Genomic DNA, 13,695 nt, shown 5'->3' with positions numbered 1-13,695 from the left:
TGCCTAAGCCTACGACTTGGTACTTGAAGCCTTGAGGGTGCAGCTCTCGCACCGGCCGAAGATCGCGAAGTGCTTCATGTCGGTGTCGAACCCGAAGGTCTCGCGCAGCTTCGTCGTGAAGTCCGTCGCCACCGAGACATCGGCCTCGATGACGTTCTCGCAGTCGCGGCAGACCAGATGGATGTGGTGGTGCCGGTCGGCCAGGTGGTAGGTCGGTGCCCCGTGCCCCAGATGGGCGTGGCTGACCAGCCCGAGCTCCTCCAGCAGCTCCAGGGTCCGGTAGACCGTGGAGATGTTGACCCCCGACGCCGTCTTCCTCACTTCCACGAGGATGTCGTCGGGGGTCGCGTGCTCCAGGGCGTCCACGGCTTCGAGCACGAGTTGCCGCTGCGGCGTCAGCCGGTAGCCGCGCTGCCTGAGGTCGCTCTTCCAGTCGGTGCTCACCACACCACGAGTCTAGGACTACTTGAAGAACGCGATGCCGTCGTCCGGCATGTCGTCCGGGAGGGCCTTGGCCCAGCGTTCGACGTCCTCGGCGGTGACGACCTTCTTCAGGTGCGCGGACATGTAGGGGCGCAGCTCGACGTCGGGGGTGGACTTCTCGCCGACCCACATCAGGTCGCTGTTCACATAGCCGTACAGCCGCTTGCCGCCGCTGTAGGGACCGGAGGCCGCCGTACGCGCGACCGCGTCCGTGACCAGGTCGATCTGCGGCTTCTGCTTGGCCAGCTCGCCGTACCAGACCTCGACGACACCGTCGTCACGGGTCATGACGATCTCGACCTTGCGGTCGGCGTCCACCCGCCAGAACCCGGACTCGGTCTCCAGCGGCCGTACCTTGTTGCCGTCCTTGTCCAGCACCCAGGTGTGGGAGCGGTACTCCAGGAAGTCCCGTCCGTCGTGGGTGAAGGTGACCTCCTGGCCGAAGTTGCACTTCTCGGAGCCGGGGAAGTCGTGGACGCCCGCGCCGGCCCAGTCGCCGAGCAGGAAGGCGAGGGGGACGAGGTCCTTGTGGAGGTCGGACGGGATCTCGATCATGAGTGGCGGTTCCTGGGAGTCCTGGAGGTCCTGGGCGTCGGTCGGACGCGGGTCAGCGCTGGCCCTGGTACAGCTTCTTCACGGCCAGGCCGGTGAAGGCGAGAACGCCGACGGCGACCAGGACCAGCAGGGTCTCGAAGAAGATGATCACGAGGTGCTCCTCGATTGAGCGGGAGACGTGCGGTAAGCACACAGGGCCGGGCCCCAGCTTACGCGGCCGGGGTCCGGCCCCGTCCGCGAGGTACGCCTCCGGGGTGCGGGCAGGGAGACGGCCGTGCCGGGACCGGGGGCGCCGCCCGGCGGGGCACTACGCTGCGGGCATGGCGAAGAAGCTCGTGATCAAGGTGACGGCGGGGGCCGATGCCCCTGAGCGGTGCTCACAGGCGTTCACGGTGGCGGCGGTGGCCGTCGCCAGCGGCGTCGAGGTGTCCCTGTGGCTGACGGGCGAGTCCGCGTGGTTCGCGCTGCCCGGCCGCGCCGCCGAGTTCGAGCTGCCGCACGCCGCCCCGCTGCCCGATCTGATCGACTCGCTGCTCGCGGGCGGCCGGATCACCCTGTGCACCCAGTGCGCGGCCCGCCGGGACATCACCGAGAAGGACGTCATCGAGGGCGTACGGATCGCCGGCGCCCAGGTGTTCGTGCAGGAGGCCATGACGGACGACACCCAGGCGCTCGTCTACTGAGGGCACTCGTCCGGCACCCGTCCGGCGCGCGCCGGTCCACCGGTCCACCGGGCGTCCGGGCTCACGTTCGGCGTCTCTTGCCGTCCAGCTCGTCCCACCACTCGTCGGACTTCGGGTCGCCGGAGGGATCGTCCCACCAGCGGTCGTCGGGGCCGCGCCGGTTGGCGACGACGGCGGCGAGCGGCGGGATGACCATGGCGACCACGCACATGCCGACCGCGACCGGGACCGACCAGAGGCGTACGACGCCCCAGGCCAGGACGAAGAGGGCCAGGCACGTGCCCATCATGGCGAAGTACAGGTGGCGCCTGCGGGCGTACATACCTCCAGCGTAGGTCCGCGCACGGCTGAGGGCCGCACTCCGTGGAGTGCGGCCCTCAGCTGTTCGACTGTTCGACGAGCCCGTCTCAGACGGCGATCGCGACCTCCGCCAGGCCGCCCTTCTCGGCGACGACGGTCCGGTCGGCGGTGCCGCCGGGGACGAGCGCGCGGACGGTCCAGGTGCCCTCGGCCGCGTAGAAGCGGAACTGGCCCGTCGCGGAGGTGGGGACCTCCGCCGTGAACTCGCCGGTCGAGTCCAGCAGACGGACGTAGCCCGTCACCGGCTCGCCGTCGCGGGTCACCTGACCCTGGATCGTGGTCTCACCGGGCTTGATCGTCGAGGCGTCGGGGCCGCCGGCCTTCGCTCCACACATGTCTTTCTCCATCAGGGGTCTGACCGGAAGGAAGGCCGGTCGGGACGAACGGGGGTGTGCGGGTACCGCTGGGTGCTTACTTGTTGGCGCCGAGCTCGATCGGGACGCCGACGAGGCTGCCGTACTCGGTCCAGGAGCCGTCGTAGTTCTTGACGTTCTCGACACCGAGCAGCTCGTGCAGGACGAACCAGGTCAGCGCGGAGCGCTCACCGATGCGGCAGTAGGCGATGGTGTCCTTCGCGAGGTCCACCTGCTCCTCGGCGTAGAGCTCCTTGAGCTCCTCGTCCGACTTGAAGGTGCCGTCGTCGTTGGCGTTCTTCGACCACGGGATGTTGCGGGCGGACGGGACGTGGCCCGGACGCTGCGACTGCTCCTGCGGCAGGTGGGCCGGGGCGAGCAGCTTGCCGGAGAACTCGTCGGGCGAGCGCACGTCGACCAGGTTCTGCGAGCCGATCGCGGCGACGACGTCGTCACGGAAGGCGCGGATCGCGGTGTTCTGCGGCTTGGCCTTGTACTCGGTCGCGGGGCGCACCGGCACCTCGTCGACCAGCTCGCGGGCGTCCAGCTCCCACTTCTTGCGGCCACCGTCGAGCAGCTTGACGTTCTCGTGGCCGTACAGCTTGAAGTACCAGTAGGCGTAGGACGCGAACCAGTTGTTGTTGCCGCCGTAGAGGACGACCAGGGTGTCGTTGCCGATGCCCTTCTCCGACAGGAGCTTCTCGAAGCCCTCCTGGTCGACGAAGTCACGGCGGACCGGGTCCTGGAGGTCCTTCGTCCAGTCGATCCGGATCGCGTTCTTGATGTGGTTCTTCTCGTACGCGGTCGTGTCCTCGTCGACCTCGACGATGGCGATGTTCGGGTCGTCGAGGTTGGCCTCGACCCAGTCGGCGTCTACCAGGACGTCGCTGCGGCTCATGATGTTTCTCCTCCGGGGCAGTTGCGGCGGGGCGTGCGGGTTGCCTCCGGCGTCGGCCGGGGCACGCAGGGGTGGGCCCTGGCTGGACAGGGCGCGGGGAAACGCGACAGCGGAAAGCCGCCGCTCAGAAGGGGCGACAGAGCATGGCGGCGACGCGGCACAGGTCTACTGCCCGCCGCTTCGTGAGATCCGCCTGTCGCTTCATGAGTGTCGATCGTAGGGACGGACGGGCGGGCGTGTCACCGGCATGTCGTATGGTGAGACGCGATCGTCCGGAATATGGGACGAAGTGGCTGCCGAGGCTGTGGTGGCGGGGCGGACGGAGCTTTGTAGCCGTCGTCACATCTACGGTACGGACGGCGTCGTCTCGCCTTTCGGACACCGCCGAGGACAGTGCCGCCGAGGGGCAGTGCCGCCGCGGGGAGAGCCGACCGTCGTCCTACCCCGCCAGCCTGACGTTCGAACCCTTCACCGTGATCTCCACACCGCCGGGCGCCGCCTCGACCTTGTCGAGCTTGATGCCGCCGGGGAGGTCGTCGATGGCCTGCTGGAAGTCGGTGATCGAACGGACCACGTTCTCAGCGAGGTCGGCGCCCCCCACGCTGGGCAGGGAGTCGGCGTGCACCTCGACCCTGTCGCCCTTGACGCTGACGGTGCTGAGGACGGAGACGGTCTGGGGGTCGAGGGCCGGCGGGTCGATCTCGACGTTGACCTTGATCTTGCCCTTGCCGCCGTCGGACAGGCCGACGACGCGGGCGGTGAAGCCGAGACCCACATCGGTGGGCTCCGACTTGGCGGCCTTGAGGAGCTCGTCGTACGCGATGGTCGCGGTGCCGGTGGCGCTGGTGGCCGTGGCGGAGCTGTAGTCGCTGGAGAACGCGACACCGCGCATGGTCGCCTTCAGGTCGGCGATGCGGATGCTCTCGTCGGGCTTGCCGGTGCTCGCCTCGAAGTTCTCGATGCCGACCTCGACGTCGTCCAGTTCGCCACCCGCGACCTGGGTGAGGAACGGGAAGCCCTTGATGGACACGTCCGGGGTGCTCGTCAGGCCCTCGCTCGCCTTCAGCTGCTGGGCCGCCTCGTCCTCGGCGAAACCGACGGCCACGCGGTCCGCGACCACGAAGAGGCCGCCCAGTATCACGGCGACGATGACCAGTATTCGCAGTGCGCGCATCTCTCGGTGTTCCCCACGTAGTCCACTCGGCGGCCGAACGGTATCTACGCGAGGGTAATCGCGCGGGCGCCGGGCCGGAGTGGCTCGGCCCGCCTTGTTGATCAGCTGTGACAGGGGTGCGGTGTCGAGTGCGGGTGTGTGGGGCTTCTCGCGCAGTTCCCCGCGCCCCCTGAAAACAGGGGCGCGGGGCCTGGGCTTTCTCGTCAGACCAACGCGCGGCCCAGCAGATACACCGCCGGGGCCGCCGCCGTCAGCGGGAGCGCGACGCCCGCGGTGAAGTGGACGAAGCGGGAGGGGTAGTCGTAGCCGGCGACGCGGTGGCCGATGAGGGCGCAGAGGCCGGCACCGGCCCCGAGGAGGGCGCCGGACGTGCCCAGCTCGGTCGCACCGCCGACGGCGATGCCCGCGCCGGCGGCCGCCAGCAGCGAGACGACCACCGAGGCCGCGGTGGGCAGCGGCAGGGCTCGGGCCAGGACGGCCACCGCGACCGCGACCCCGCCGACCGTCACCGCGTCCGCCACGGCCGCCAGATAGCCGGTCGCGATGATCGCCAGCGCCGACGAGGCCACCGTCGCCATCAGGCCGTACATCCGCTCGTCCGGGTCCGCGTGGCTGCGCAGCCCCAGCACGATGCCGAGCAGCACCCACACGCCGAGCGTCCCGAGGATCGCGGCGGGCGCGTGCTCCCGGCCGGCCGCGAAGAGGGCCGCGTCCGCCGCGAGGGCGCCCGCGAAGGCCAGCACGATGCCCTGCCGGGCCGGCCACATGCCGTTCAGCCGGAACCAGCCCGCCGCCGTCACGGCCTGGAGGACCACCAGGGGTACGGCGAGGGCGTACTCCCCGACCGCGGCGGCGCCGGCCAGCAGCAGTCCCAGGACGGCCGTGATCAGCGCCGGCTGCATCCCGGGCTCGATGATCGGCGACCGGCCCTCGGCCCGCGCCCGCTGGGCGTCGGTGACCCGGGTGTTGCCGGTGAGCGTGGGCGGACCGTAGCCGGGCGCGGGATCGGCGGCGGCGTCGGGAGCGGCCTGGGGTTGCGCCGGCGCTTGAGGCTGCGCCTGGAACTGGGGCTGCGCCTGGGGCTGCTGGTGCTGGTGCGGCTGGTGCTGGGCCTGAGCGGCGTACTGGCCGCCGTACTGCCCGTTCTGGCCGAACTGCGCGTGCCGGCCGTACTGCCCGTTCGGGGAGCCGTTCGGGGCGTCCGTCTGCTGGGGCAGGTACGCCGTCTCCGTCAGGTTGGCCGCGGGCGGGGTCTGGGGCTGGAGCTGGGTCTCCCAGGTCTGGCCCTCCCACTGCTGGGTGTACTGCTGGGCGTGGGCGGCCTGGCCCTCGTCGTAGCCCTGCCAGTGCGGCTGCGCCTGGGGCTGCGACTGCTGGTACGCGTCGTAACCCTGCTGCCCCTGATGGCCCTGCTGCCCTGGGTGGCCCTCGTACCCGTACGGCTGGTTGCTCATGATGTGGGGGTCACCCTCCTGCGAACGGCGGGAGCACCTCGACCGTGCCGCCCTCGGCCAGACGTACCGTCTCATGCGCACGGGTACCCACGGGGTTTCCGTCGACGAGGAACGAGCATCGGCGCAGGACGCGGACGAGTTCGCCGGGGTGTCGGTCGCGGGCCGCGGTCAGGGCGTCCGCGAGGGTGGCCGCGTCGTAGGGCTCCTCGGCGACGCCGGCTGCGGACTTGGCTGCGGCCCAGTAGCGGACGGTGCCCTTTGGCATCTGCGTTCCTCTTGTATGAGTCGTGACGGGGTCAGGCTACGCCCCTGGCCGCGACCCCTTTCACCACCCAGTCCCCGACCCTCTCCAGCAATTCCCCGCTCGCCGCGTTCTCCGCGTGGCCCATGCCTCTCTCCAGCCACAGTTCGCCGTGGCCGCCCGCCGCGGCGGCCAGCGTCTCCGGATGATCGAGCGGGAAATAGCCGTCCCGGTCGCCGTGGACTATCAGCAGCGGGGTCGGGGAGATGAGCGGCACGGATTCCACCGGGGAGAGGGGGACGGGGTCCCAGTCGCGGTGGTGGATACGGGTGCGGAAGCCGTAGCGGCCGAGGAGGCGGCCCTCGGGGCGGGTGATGAGCCAGTGGACCCGGCGCATGGGGGCCGTGCCCCGGTAGTACCAGCGAGCCGGGGCGCTGACCGAGACGACGGCGTCCGTGCCCGCGTCCGGTCGGGCCGCGTGGCGCAGGACGACCGAGCCGCCCATGGAGAACCCGACGGTGGCGACGCGCGCGTGGCCGAGTTCACGGGCCCAGCGGACCGCGGCCGCGAGGTCGAGCACCTCGCGGTCACCGACCGTGGAGCGGCCACCGGACCTTCCGTGGCCCCGGAAGGAGAAGGTGACGACGGACCCGTACCGGGCGAAGACCTCCGCCACCCTTCGAACATGTGGACGATCAGCGTGACCCGTGAAGCCATGCGCGACGATCACGGCGAGATGGTCGGCGAGGTGGCCGCCCGGTGAAGTCCCGGTGCTGTCGGAGCCGTTGTATACAACGGCTTTCGGATCGTATACAGCCTCGATATTCACCCCGTCGTCAGTCCGCAGAAACCTGCGCAAAGGGGTTCGTGGCGGCCGCGAAAGGGTTCGACGGGCCGTCTCAGAGTTCGGAATGTCGAAAGATCGCGTCACATGACCTGCCGGACCAGCACTCATGTGGGCTATTCTGCTGGACAGAGGACTCGGGCAATGTCGCCCCCGGGTCCTTTCGTGCTTTAGGCAAGCTTGTATACGAGCGGAAAAACGCCAGGTGACCGCAGCTGTACAAGCCGCCGCCACACGCGTCCTCGCAGGGACCGAGGAGGAACCAGACGCATGAGTTCTCTGCTGCTCCTGACCAACGCCCTCCAGCCGTCGACGGAGGTGCTTCCGGCCCTCGGCCTGCTGCTGCACAACGTGCGCGTGGCTCCGGCGGAAGGCCCCGCTCTCGTCGACACCCCCGGTGCGGACGTGATCCTCATCGACGGTCGTCGTGATCTCCCACAGGTCCGCAGCCTGTGTCAGCTGCTGCGGTCCACCGGGCCCGGCTGCCCCCTCATCCTCGTCGTGACAGAGGGCGGTCTCGCCGCCGTCACCGCCGACTGGGGCATCGACGACGTGCTCCTCGACACGGCCGGACCCGCCGAGGTCGAGGCGCGCCTGCGCCTGGCCATGGGCCGGCAGCAGATCGTCAACGACGACTCCCCCATGGAGATCCGCAACGGCGATCTCTCGGTCGACGAGGCCACCTACAGCGCCAAGCTCAAGGGGCGCGTCCTCGACCTCACCTTCAAGGAGTTCGAGCTCCTCAAGTACCTCGCCCAGCACCCGGGCCGCGTCTTCACCCGCGCCCAGCTGCTCCAGGAGGTCTGGGGCTACGACTACTTCGGCGGTACGCGGACGGTCGACGTGCACGTACGACGGCTGCGCGCCAAGCTCGGCCCCGAGCACGAGTCGCTGATCGGAACCGTCCGGAACGTCGGTTATCGATTCGTTACGCCGGAGAAGGCGGAACGCGCCGCTGACGAGGCGAAGCCCAAGGCCGCCCCCTCAAAGGCGGAGGATGCGGACGAGACGGCGCCCCTGGACGCCGTGGAGATCGCGGCCGAGGCGTAGTGACGGGGAACCGCGGCGGCGTACGCACAGGTAACTCACAGGTGCGCCGTCGTACGCCCTGCCCAGGGCCGGTCCATCCGCGTAGACTCCGCGCGTGGCCAAGGTGACTCGGGATGACGTGGCAAGACTGGCGGGTACATCGACCGCCGTCGTCAGCTACGTCATCAACAACGGACCCCGGCCGGTCGCACCGGCCACGCGCGAGCGTGTCCTCGCCGCCATCAAGGAGCTGGGGTACCGCCCGGACCGGGTCGCGCAGGCGATGGCATCCCGGCGTACCGACCTCATAGGCATGATCGTGCCGGACGCGCGCCAGCCCTTCTTCGGCGAGATGACCCACGCCGTGGAGCAGGCCGCCGCCGAGCGCGGAAAGATGGTGCTCGTCGGCAACACCGACTACGTCGCCGAGCGCGAGGTCCACTATCTGCGGGCGTTCCTCGGGATGCGCGTCTCCGGGCTGATCCTCGTCAGCCACGCCCTCAACGACAACGCGGCCGCCGAGATCGAGGCGTGGGACGCGCGGGTCGTCCTGCTGCACGAGCGGCCCGAGGCGATCGACGACGTGGCCGTGGTGACCGACGACATCGGCGGCGCCAAGCTCGCCGTCGACCATCTGCTCTCCCACGGCTACGCGTACGTCGCCTGTATGGGCGGTGTCGCCGAGACCCCGCTCATCGGCGACCCCGTCTCCGACCACGTTGAGGGCTGGCGCCGCGCGATGGACGAGGCCGGGATCTCCACGGAGGGACGGCTGTTCCAGGCGCCCTACAACCGGTACGACGCGTACCAGGTGGCACTGAAGCTGCTGTCGGGCCCGGACAGGCCCCCGGCGATCTTCTGCTCGACCGACGACCAGGCGATCGGGGTTCTGCGCGCCGCGCGCGAACTGCGGATCGAGGTACCGAGCGAGCTGGCCGTGGCCGGCTTCGACGACGTCAAGGAGGCGGCTCTCACGGACCCGCCCCTGACCACGATCGCGACGGACCGTACGGGGATGGCCCGAGCGGCGGTGGACCTGGTGCTGGACGACGGAATCCGGGTGGCCGGCTCCCGCGGCGAACGGGTGAAGCTGTTTCCGTCGACGTTGGTGGCTCGGCGGTCTTGTGGGTGCGTGTAGCGCCGCTTGGCGGGCGGAGCGCCGTAGGACTTGAGGCCGCTGCGGGTTCGGAGCGGCTGATCGCGCAGGCCGCGTGCCCCGGGACGGACGGGACACACGGCCTGGGCTTGATGATTGCCGATGCCCCTCAGACGGTGTCGATCTGCCAGGCGATCATTCCGGTCGCTCCCTTGCCACTGTCGACATCGATACGGAGCGGCTCGCTCACGGTGAGACGTTGCTGGGCGACCGCTCCGTCGCAGGGCACCGTGGCCTTCTGTCCGGCGCTAACAGGCTTGAACACCACCTGCACACTGCCGCTACCGACGCACACCAGCTGGAAACGGTAGGCCTTGTCGGCGTCCAGGAGGGGCTCGGCGTGCACGCCGTCGGCCACGCGTTCCGCCCCAGCCTCGACCATGGTTCCGCTGTGAACAGCGGCGAGCGCGGCCTGGGCCTGTTCCGTGAGTTTGTCGTCCGACGGACCATCAGCAGTGGCTGTCACCGACGGTTTTGACCGTTTCGATGGTTCAGACGGCGAGGATTCAGCCCCTCCGGCACTGTCGGTCGACGTACAGGAAGTGAGCAAGGCGACCGACGCGGCAGCGGCGCACACGGTGAGCCCTCCCCTGGCCCATGATGAAGTCATGAGGAAGTCTCCCAGTACTTCCATCCGGTCTCCTTGGTCGGCAGGGTCGCCGTGCCGCTGCCGATCTGAGTGGCACCACAGCCATTGCTCTTGGCTCGGTACTGCTTCCACTTCACCTTGTAGCCCCACGAGCCATACCGCATGTGCCCGTACTTCTTGTTGCTGCTGATCGTGCGGCTGTAGGTGTGCCCGGTGGTGATCGTCGCGCTGCCGGAGATCTTGTAGCTGATGCTGGACTTCGCCGAGGCGACGACCATGCTCGCCTCGACTTCCGCCGTGGTCGATACTTCGGCGGTGATGGTGCCGCTCTTGGTGACGCTGACAGTCATCGTGCCGCCGGGGCCGTCCTTGTAGCTGGTGCCGTTCCACCAGGACGGGATGTGGTACGCCTGCTTCGAGGTGATCTTGATCCAGGTGCCGGACATTTCGCAGCGCTGCGGCTCTCTGTCGAGAACCGGCTGCTCGGTCTCGTCCTCCCAGTCCTGCCTGTCATTTATCTCCGTCGTGTCGTCCTCCGACGCGACGACGGACTCTCCCGGAGGAGCGTCGGCGGCCGTCGCCGTACCGACGGTCGTGAAGCAGAGAAGCAGCACAGCGGCAGCGCTGGTCGAGGCGCTGCGAGTGCGGATATTCATCTGGGGCCCTCCATCGGGCCGCCCCCGTGGCGGTCACTGGCTGAAACGCTATGAGCAGGTCATGCACATAACAAGATCTTGCCGTGTTTCCTGAGGAGAACCTGAGGAAAGCCCGCGTCCTTATATGGGACGAACGAGGTTCTGGTGGGGTTTGGAACTGCTGGCGTTGGAGTGCGTTCAAGAGCGTTCTGGTGAGTGGGGGTGGGTGTGGATGGCCTGTGTCGTGCCGCGCTCCTTGCTTGTGATTGCCGATTTTCAGCGGGGAACTGACGTTCCCTCACCGAATACGTGACCTTCATGGGCGGTGCTCGTTTCCCAGGGCGACGGGTTCTTCGAGTCGGGCCGGGCGGGGGTGGCGGGGTGGGTGAGCTGCGGAGCATCGCCGCGCCGTTCGTCGTGTCCGGCCCGGCTGGTGTGGCTGTCCGGACCCGCCTCAAGCAGCTGACGCCGGGCGATGAGAAGGTGCTGCGTCTGGTGGGCGGGCATCTGGGCTCGCTGGCTTCGCGGGATCTCAAGGCGCGCTGCCGGGACGGCCTGGAGTACTCCGGTCAGGCGTGGGCGGTCCGCAAGCGGGAGCTGACACCCGCCTCGTCGTCACGCTGGGCGGGCAGTATCACCAAGGCCACGCACGACCAGTGGGCGCTGGCCCGCCGCTGCCAGCTCGCGCACATCCAGAATTTGGAAGCGGGTATTCGCGCCATCGAGGACCGGCTGGCGCTGCCGGTCGGGGAGAGGGGGACGAAGAGGGCGCCGGGGGGTTACCGGTCGCGGCGGGAGTGGCATGCGAAGTCGCGTCGTCTGCGGGTGCTGCGGGACCGGCTGGCCGCCGCGCGGGCCGACCGGGATGCCGGGATCGTGCACGTCGTACGCGGCGGCAAGCGCCTGGCCCGCACCCGGCACCACCTGGAGACGGCCCAGCTGACCGAGTCCGCGTGGCGTGGGCGGTGGGAGGCGGAGCGCTGGTTCTGCCAGGCGGACGGCGAGTCCGGCAAGCGCTACGGCAACGAGACCATCCGCGTCAGCCCCGACGGCCAGGTCAGCATCAAGCTCCCCGCGCCGCTGGCTCATCTGGCGAACGCCCCGCACGGACGGTACGTCCTGGCCGGCCGGGTCGCGTTCGCGCACCGGGGCACCGAGTGGGCGGACCGCGTCGCGGCGAACCGGGCCATCGCCTACCGCATCCACCACGACACCGGCCGGGACCGCTGGTATGTGACCGCGTCCTGGCAGATCCCGCCCACTCCCACCCTGCCCATCGAGGTGGCACTCGCGCACGGGGTGATCGGCGTCGACATGAACGCCGACCACCTGGCCGCCTGGCGCCTGGATGTCCGCGGCAACCCCACCGGCAGCCCGCGCCGCTTCTCCTACGACTTGACCGGCCCCGCCGGACACCGTGACGCCCAGGTCCGCCACGCCCTCACCCGCCTCCTGCACTGGGCGAAGACCTGCGGGGTGAGGGCGATCGCGGTGGAGGACCTGGACTTCGCCGCCGAGAAGACCCGGGAGAAACACGGCCGCCGCACACGCTTCCGCCAGTTGCTCTCCGGCATGCCCACCGGCAGACTCCGCGCCCGGCTGGCCTCGATGGCCGACCAGACAGGCATCGCGATCATCGCCGTCGACCCGGCCTACACCAGCCGCTGGGGCGCCCAGCACTGGCAGAAACCCCTCACCAAAACCACCCGTCAGACCACTCGCCACGACGCAGCCGCCGTGGCGATCGGAAGGCGCGCCCAGCAACACCCGATCCGGCGACGGACGACACCGCCCCCACCGCACCGGAGAGATGCGGTGGGGCATCGGACCGCCCAGGCCGGATCAGGTGTTGCCGGGCGTGAGGGAACCCGCCCCCGCATCCCCGGACCACGGACACGATCCGTGCGTGCCGGGTGCGGAGCGAACGCGGGCAACCAGAACGCCCAACACCGTCCGGGGCGTTCGGCCGAGCATGAGACCTGGCAACAGGACTCACTCCCGCTCAGTCTTTAGAAACGGTTCTCAGGGAGCACTCAGGAAGGTCTCATGGTCGGGCGGCAGGCTCTGGAGCATGACCGAGAGCTTCCGCCGCAGCGGCGAGTACGAGAACCCCTACCAGGGGCAGCAGCAGCACTCCGGGTACGCCGAGGGCGAGACCCAGCAGCAGCCCGCGTACCTCCAGCAGCAGCAGGCCTCCACCCCGGTGAACCCGGAGTGGCCGCCCCCGCCGGCGTACGACCCGGCGGCCGCGGCCTCGGCGCAGGCCGCTCCCACCGCGCTCCTCAGCGAGCCGGTCTCCTCCGCCGGCACCCCGGAGTCCGCGGCTGCGCCCGCTCCGAGAAGGCGTGCCCGGGGGCCGATCGCGCTGCTCGCGGCGGTGGCGTTCGTCGCGGCGGCGATCGGTGGCGGTACGGCCTACGGCATCCAGGAGCTGACCGGCACGGACACCGTGGCGTCCAGCGCCACCAGCACCAGCGTGGTGCCGACCAGCCAGAAGGGCACGGTCTCCGGGGTCGCCACGGCGGTCAGCCCGAGCATCGTGGAGATCAACGCCACCTCGAACGCGGGTGAGTCCACCGGTTCCGGTGTGATCATCACCAGCGACGGTGAGATCGTCACCAACAACCACGTGATCTCCGGCGCCTCCCAGATCAAGGTGACGACCAGCAACGGCAAGTCCTACACGGCCGAGGTCGTCGGCACCGACAGCAAGAAGGACCTCGCCCTCATCAAGCTCCGGGACGCCTCCGGCCTGAAGGCCGCCACGCTCGGCGACTCCGACGGCGTCAAGGTCGGCGACCAGGTCGTGGCGATCGGCTCCCCCGAGGGCCTCACCGGCACCGTGACCAGCGGCATCGTCTCCGCGCTCGACCGTGACGTCACGGTCTCGACGGACGAGAGCCAGGGCCAGCAGCAGGGCGGTGGCGGCGGGCAGTGGCCGTTCGAGTTCGGCGGCCGGCAGTTCAACGGTGACACCGGCTCCTCGACGACCACGTACAAGGCGCTCCAGACCGACGCCTCCCTGAACCCCGGCAACTCCGGCGGTGCCCTCATCGACATGAACGGCAACATCATCGGCATCAACTCCGCCATGTACTCCGCCGCGGACGCCACCTCCTCCAGCGCCGGCAGCGTCGGCCTCGGCTTCGCCATCCCGGTCAACACGGTCAAGGCCGACCTGAGCACGCTGCGGGCGGGCGGGTCGGACTGAGGCCCGGCCCACCCTTCTCGCCCCCTCCCC

At 69.7% G+C, this 13,695-nt stretch carries 16 protein-coding genes; 5 read left to right on the top strand and 11 right to left on the bottom strand.

What is annotated here, in order from left to right:
• Window positions 1-9: 9 nt before the first annotated feature.
• Window positions 10-447 carry a Fur family transcriptional regulator gene (locus tag RM704_RS26505; protein ID WP_033526012.1) on the bottom strand — a complete coding sequence of 146 codons (438 nt, stop codon included), beginning with the start codon at window positions 445-447 and terminating at the stop codon, window positions 10-12.
• Window positions 448-462: 15 nt separating this feature from the next.
• Window positions 463-1,038 (bottom strand): heme-binding beta-barrel domain-containing protein, encoded by a 576-nt coding sequence (locus tag RM704_RS26500; RefSeq protein WP_033526013.1) that lies wholly within the window; start codon window positions 1,036-1,038, stop codon window positions 463-465.
• Window positions 1,039-1,358: 320 nt separating this feature from the next.
• Between RM704_RS26500 and RM704_RS26495 the strand changes: the two genes are divergently transcribed.
• Window positions 1,359-1,721, top strand: coding sequence for a DsrE family protein (locus RM704_RS26495; protein ID WP_033526014.1), 363 nt, complete (start codon window positions 1,359-1,361; stop codon window positions 1,719-1,721).
• Window positions 1,722-1,782: 61 nt separating this feature from the next.
• Here RM704_RS26495 and RM704_RS26490 read toward each other — a convergent pair whose 3' ends face one another.
• The 7 genes from RM704_RS26490 to RM704_RS26460 all read right to left on the bottom strand — a co-directional run bounded on the left by RM704_RS26490 (window position 1,783) and on the right by RM704_RS26460 (window position 7,156).
• Window positions 1,783-2,043 (bottom strand): DUF3099 domain-containing protein, encoded by a 261-nt coding sequence (locus tag RM704_RS26490; RefSeq protein ID WP_033526015.1) that lies wholly within the window; start codon window positions 2,041-2,043, stop codon window positions 1,783-1,785.
• Between the two features lie 85 nt (window positions 2,044-2,128).
• Window positions 2,129-2,416 (bottom strand): DUF1416 domain-containing protein, encoded by a 288-nt coding sequence (locus RM704_RS26485; RefSeq protein WP_019755963.1) that lies wholly within the window; start codon window positions 2,414-2,416, stop codon window positions 2,129-2,131.
• Window positions 2,417-2,492: 76 nt separating this feature from the next.
• Complete coding sequence (locus RM704_RS26480) at window positions 2,493-3,332, bottom strand: sulfurtransferase (RefSeq protein WP_033526016.1); 840 nt, start codon at window positions 3,330-3,332, stop codon at window positions 2,493-2,495.
• Between the two features lie 439 nt (window positions 3,333-3,771).
• Complete coding sequence (locus RM704_RS26475) at window positions 3,772-4,506, bottom strand: LmeA family phospholipid-binding protein (RefSeq protein ID WP_033526017.1); 735 nt, start codon at window positions 4,504-4,506, stop codon at window positions 3,772-3,774.
• Between the two features lie 203 nt (window positions 4,507-4,709).
• Entirely contained in the window at window positions 4,710-5,960 is a 1,251-nt protein-coding gene (locus tag RM704_RS26470; RefSeq protein WP_033526018.1) for a hypothetical protein, read from the bottom strand.
• Window positions 5,961-5,970: 10 nt separating this feature from the next.
• Entirely contained in the window at window positions 5,971-6,225 is a 255-nt protein-coding gene (locus RM704_RS26465) for a MoaD/ThiS family protein (protein WP_033526019.1), read from the bottom strand.
• A gap of 31 nt (window positions 6,226-6,256) precedes the next feature.
• On the bottom strand, window positions 6,257-7,156 hold the full coding sequence (locus RM704_RS26460; RefSeq protein WP_107072242.1) for an alpha/beta hydrolase: 900 nt from the start codon (window positions 7,154-7,156) through the stop codon (window positions 6,257-6,259).
• Between the two features lie 159 nt (window positions 7,157-7,315).
• Between RM704_RS26460 and RM704_RS26455 the strand changes: the two genes are divergently transcribed.
• Together RM704_RS26455 and RM704_RS26450 are read left to right on the top strand one after the other, a co-directional pair.
• A complete protein-coding gene (locus RM704_RS26455; RefSeq protein ID WP_033526020.1) occupies window positions 7,316-8,095 on the top strand; it encodes a winged helix-turn-helix transcriptional regulator in 780 nt (259 codons plus the stop codon).
• Window positions 8,096-8,189: 94 nt separating this feature from the next.
• Window positions 8,190-9,212 (top strand): LacI family DNA-binding transcriptional regulator, encoded by a 1,023-nt coding sequence (locus RM704_RS26450; protein ID WP_033526021.1) that lies wholly within the window; start codon window positions 8,190-8,192, stop codon window positions 9,210-9,212.
• A 127-nt stretch (window positions 9,213-9,339) separates the two neighbouring features.
• Here RM704_RS26450 and RM704_RS26445 read toward each other — a convergent pair whose 3' ends face one another.
• A complete protein-coding gene (locus tag RM704_RS26445; protein WP_311591313.1) occupies window positions 9,340-9,696 on the bottom strand; it encodes a DUF6023 family protein in 357 nt (118 codons plus the stop codon).
• A 140-nt stretch (window positions 9,697-9,836) separates the two neighbouring features.
• A complete protein-coding gene (locus tag RM704_RS26440; protein ID WP_311591312.1) occupies window positions 9,837-10,475 on the bottom strand; it encodes a hypothetical protein in 639 nt (212 codons plus the stop codon).
• A 360-nt stretch (window positions 10,476-10,835) separates the two neighbouring features.
• On the opposite strand from RM704_RS26440, the gene RM704_RS26435 reads away from it, so the two are divergent.
• Both RM704_RS26435 and RM704_RS26430 read left to right on the top strand, forming a co-directional pair.
• Entirely contained in the window at window positions 10,836-12,467 is a 1,632-nt protein-coding gene (locus tag RM704_RS26435; protein ID WP_033526023.1) for an IS200/IS605 family element transposase accessory protein TnpB, read from the top strand.
• Window positions 12,468-12,525: 58 nt separating this feature from the next.
• Window positions 12,526-13,665, top strand: coding sequence for a S1C family serine protease (locus tag RM704_RS26430; RefSeq protein WP_033526024.1), 1,140 nt, complete (start codon window positions 12,526-12,528; stop codon window positions 13,663-13,665).
• Window positions 13,666-13,695 lie beyond the last annotated feature (30 nt).

The organism is Streptomyces gottesmaniae (assembly GCF_031845845.1).
Lineage (GTDB): Bacteria > Actinomycetota > Actinomycetes > Streptomycetales > Streptomycetaceae > Streptomyces > Streptomyces akebiae.
This window is presented reverse-complemented; position numbering and strand designations above follow the sequence as displayed.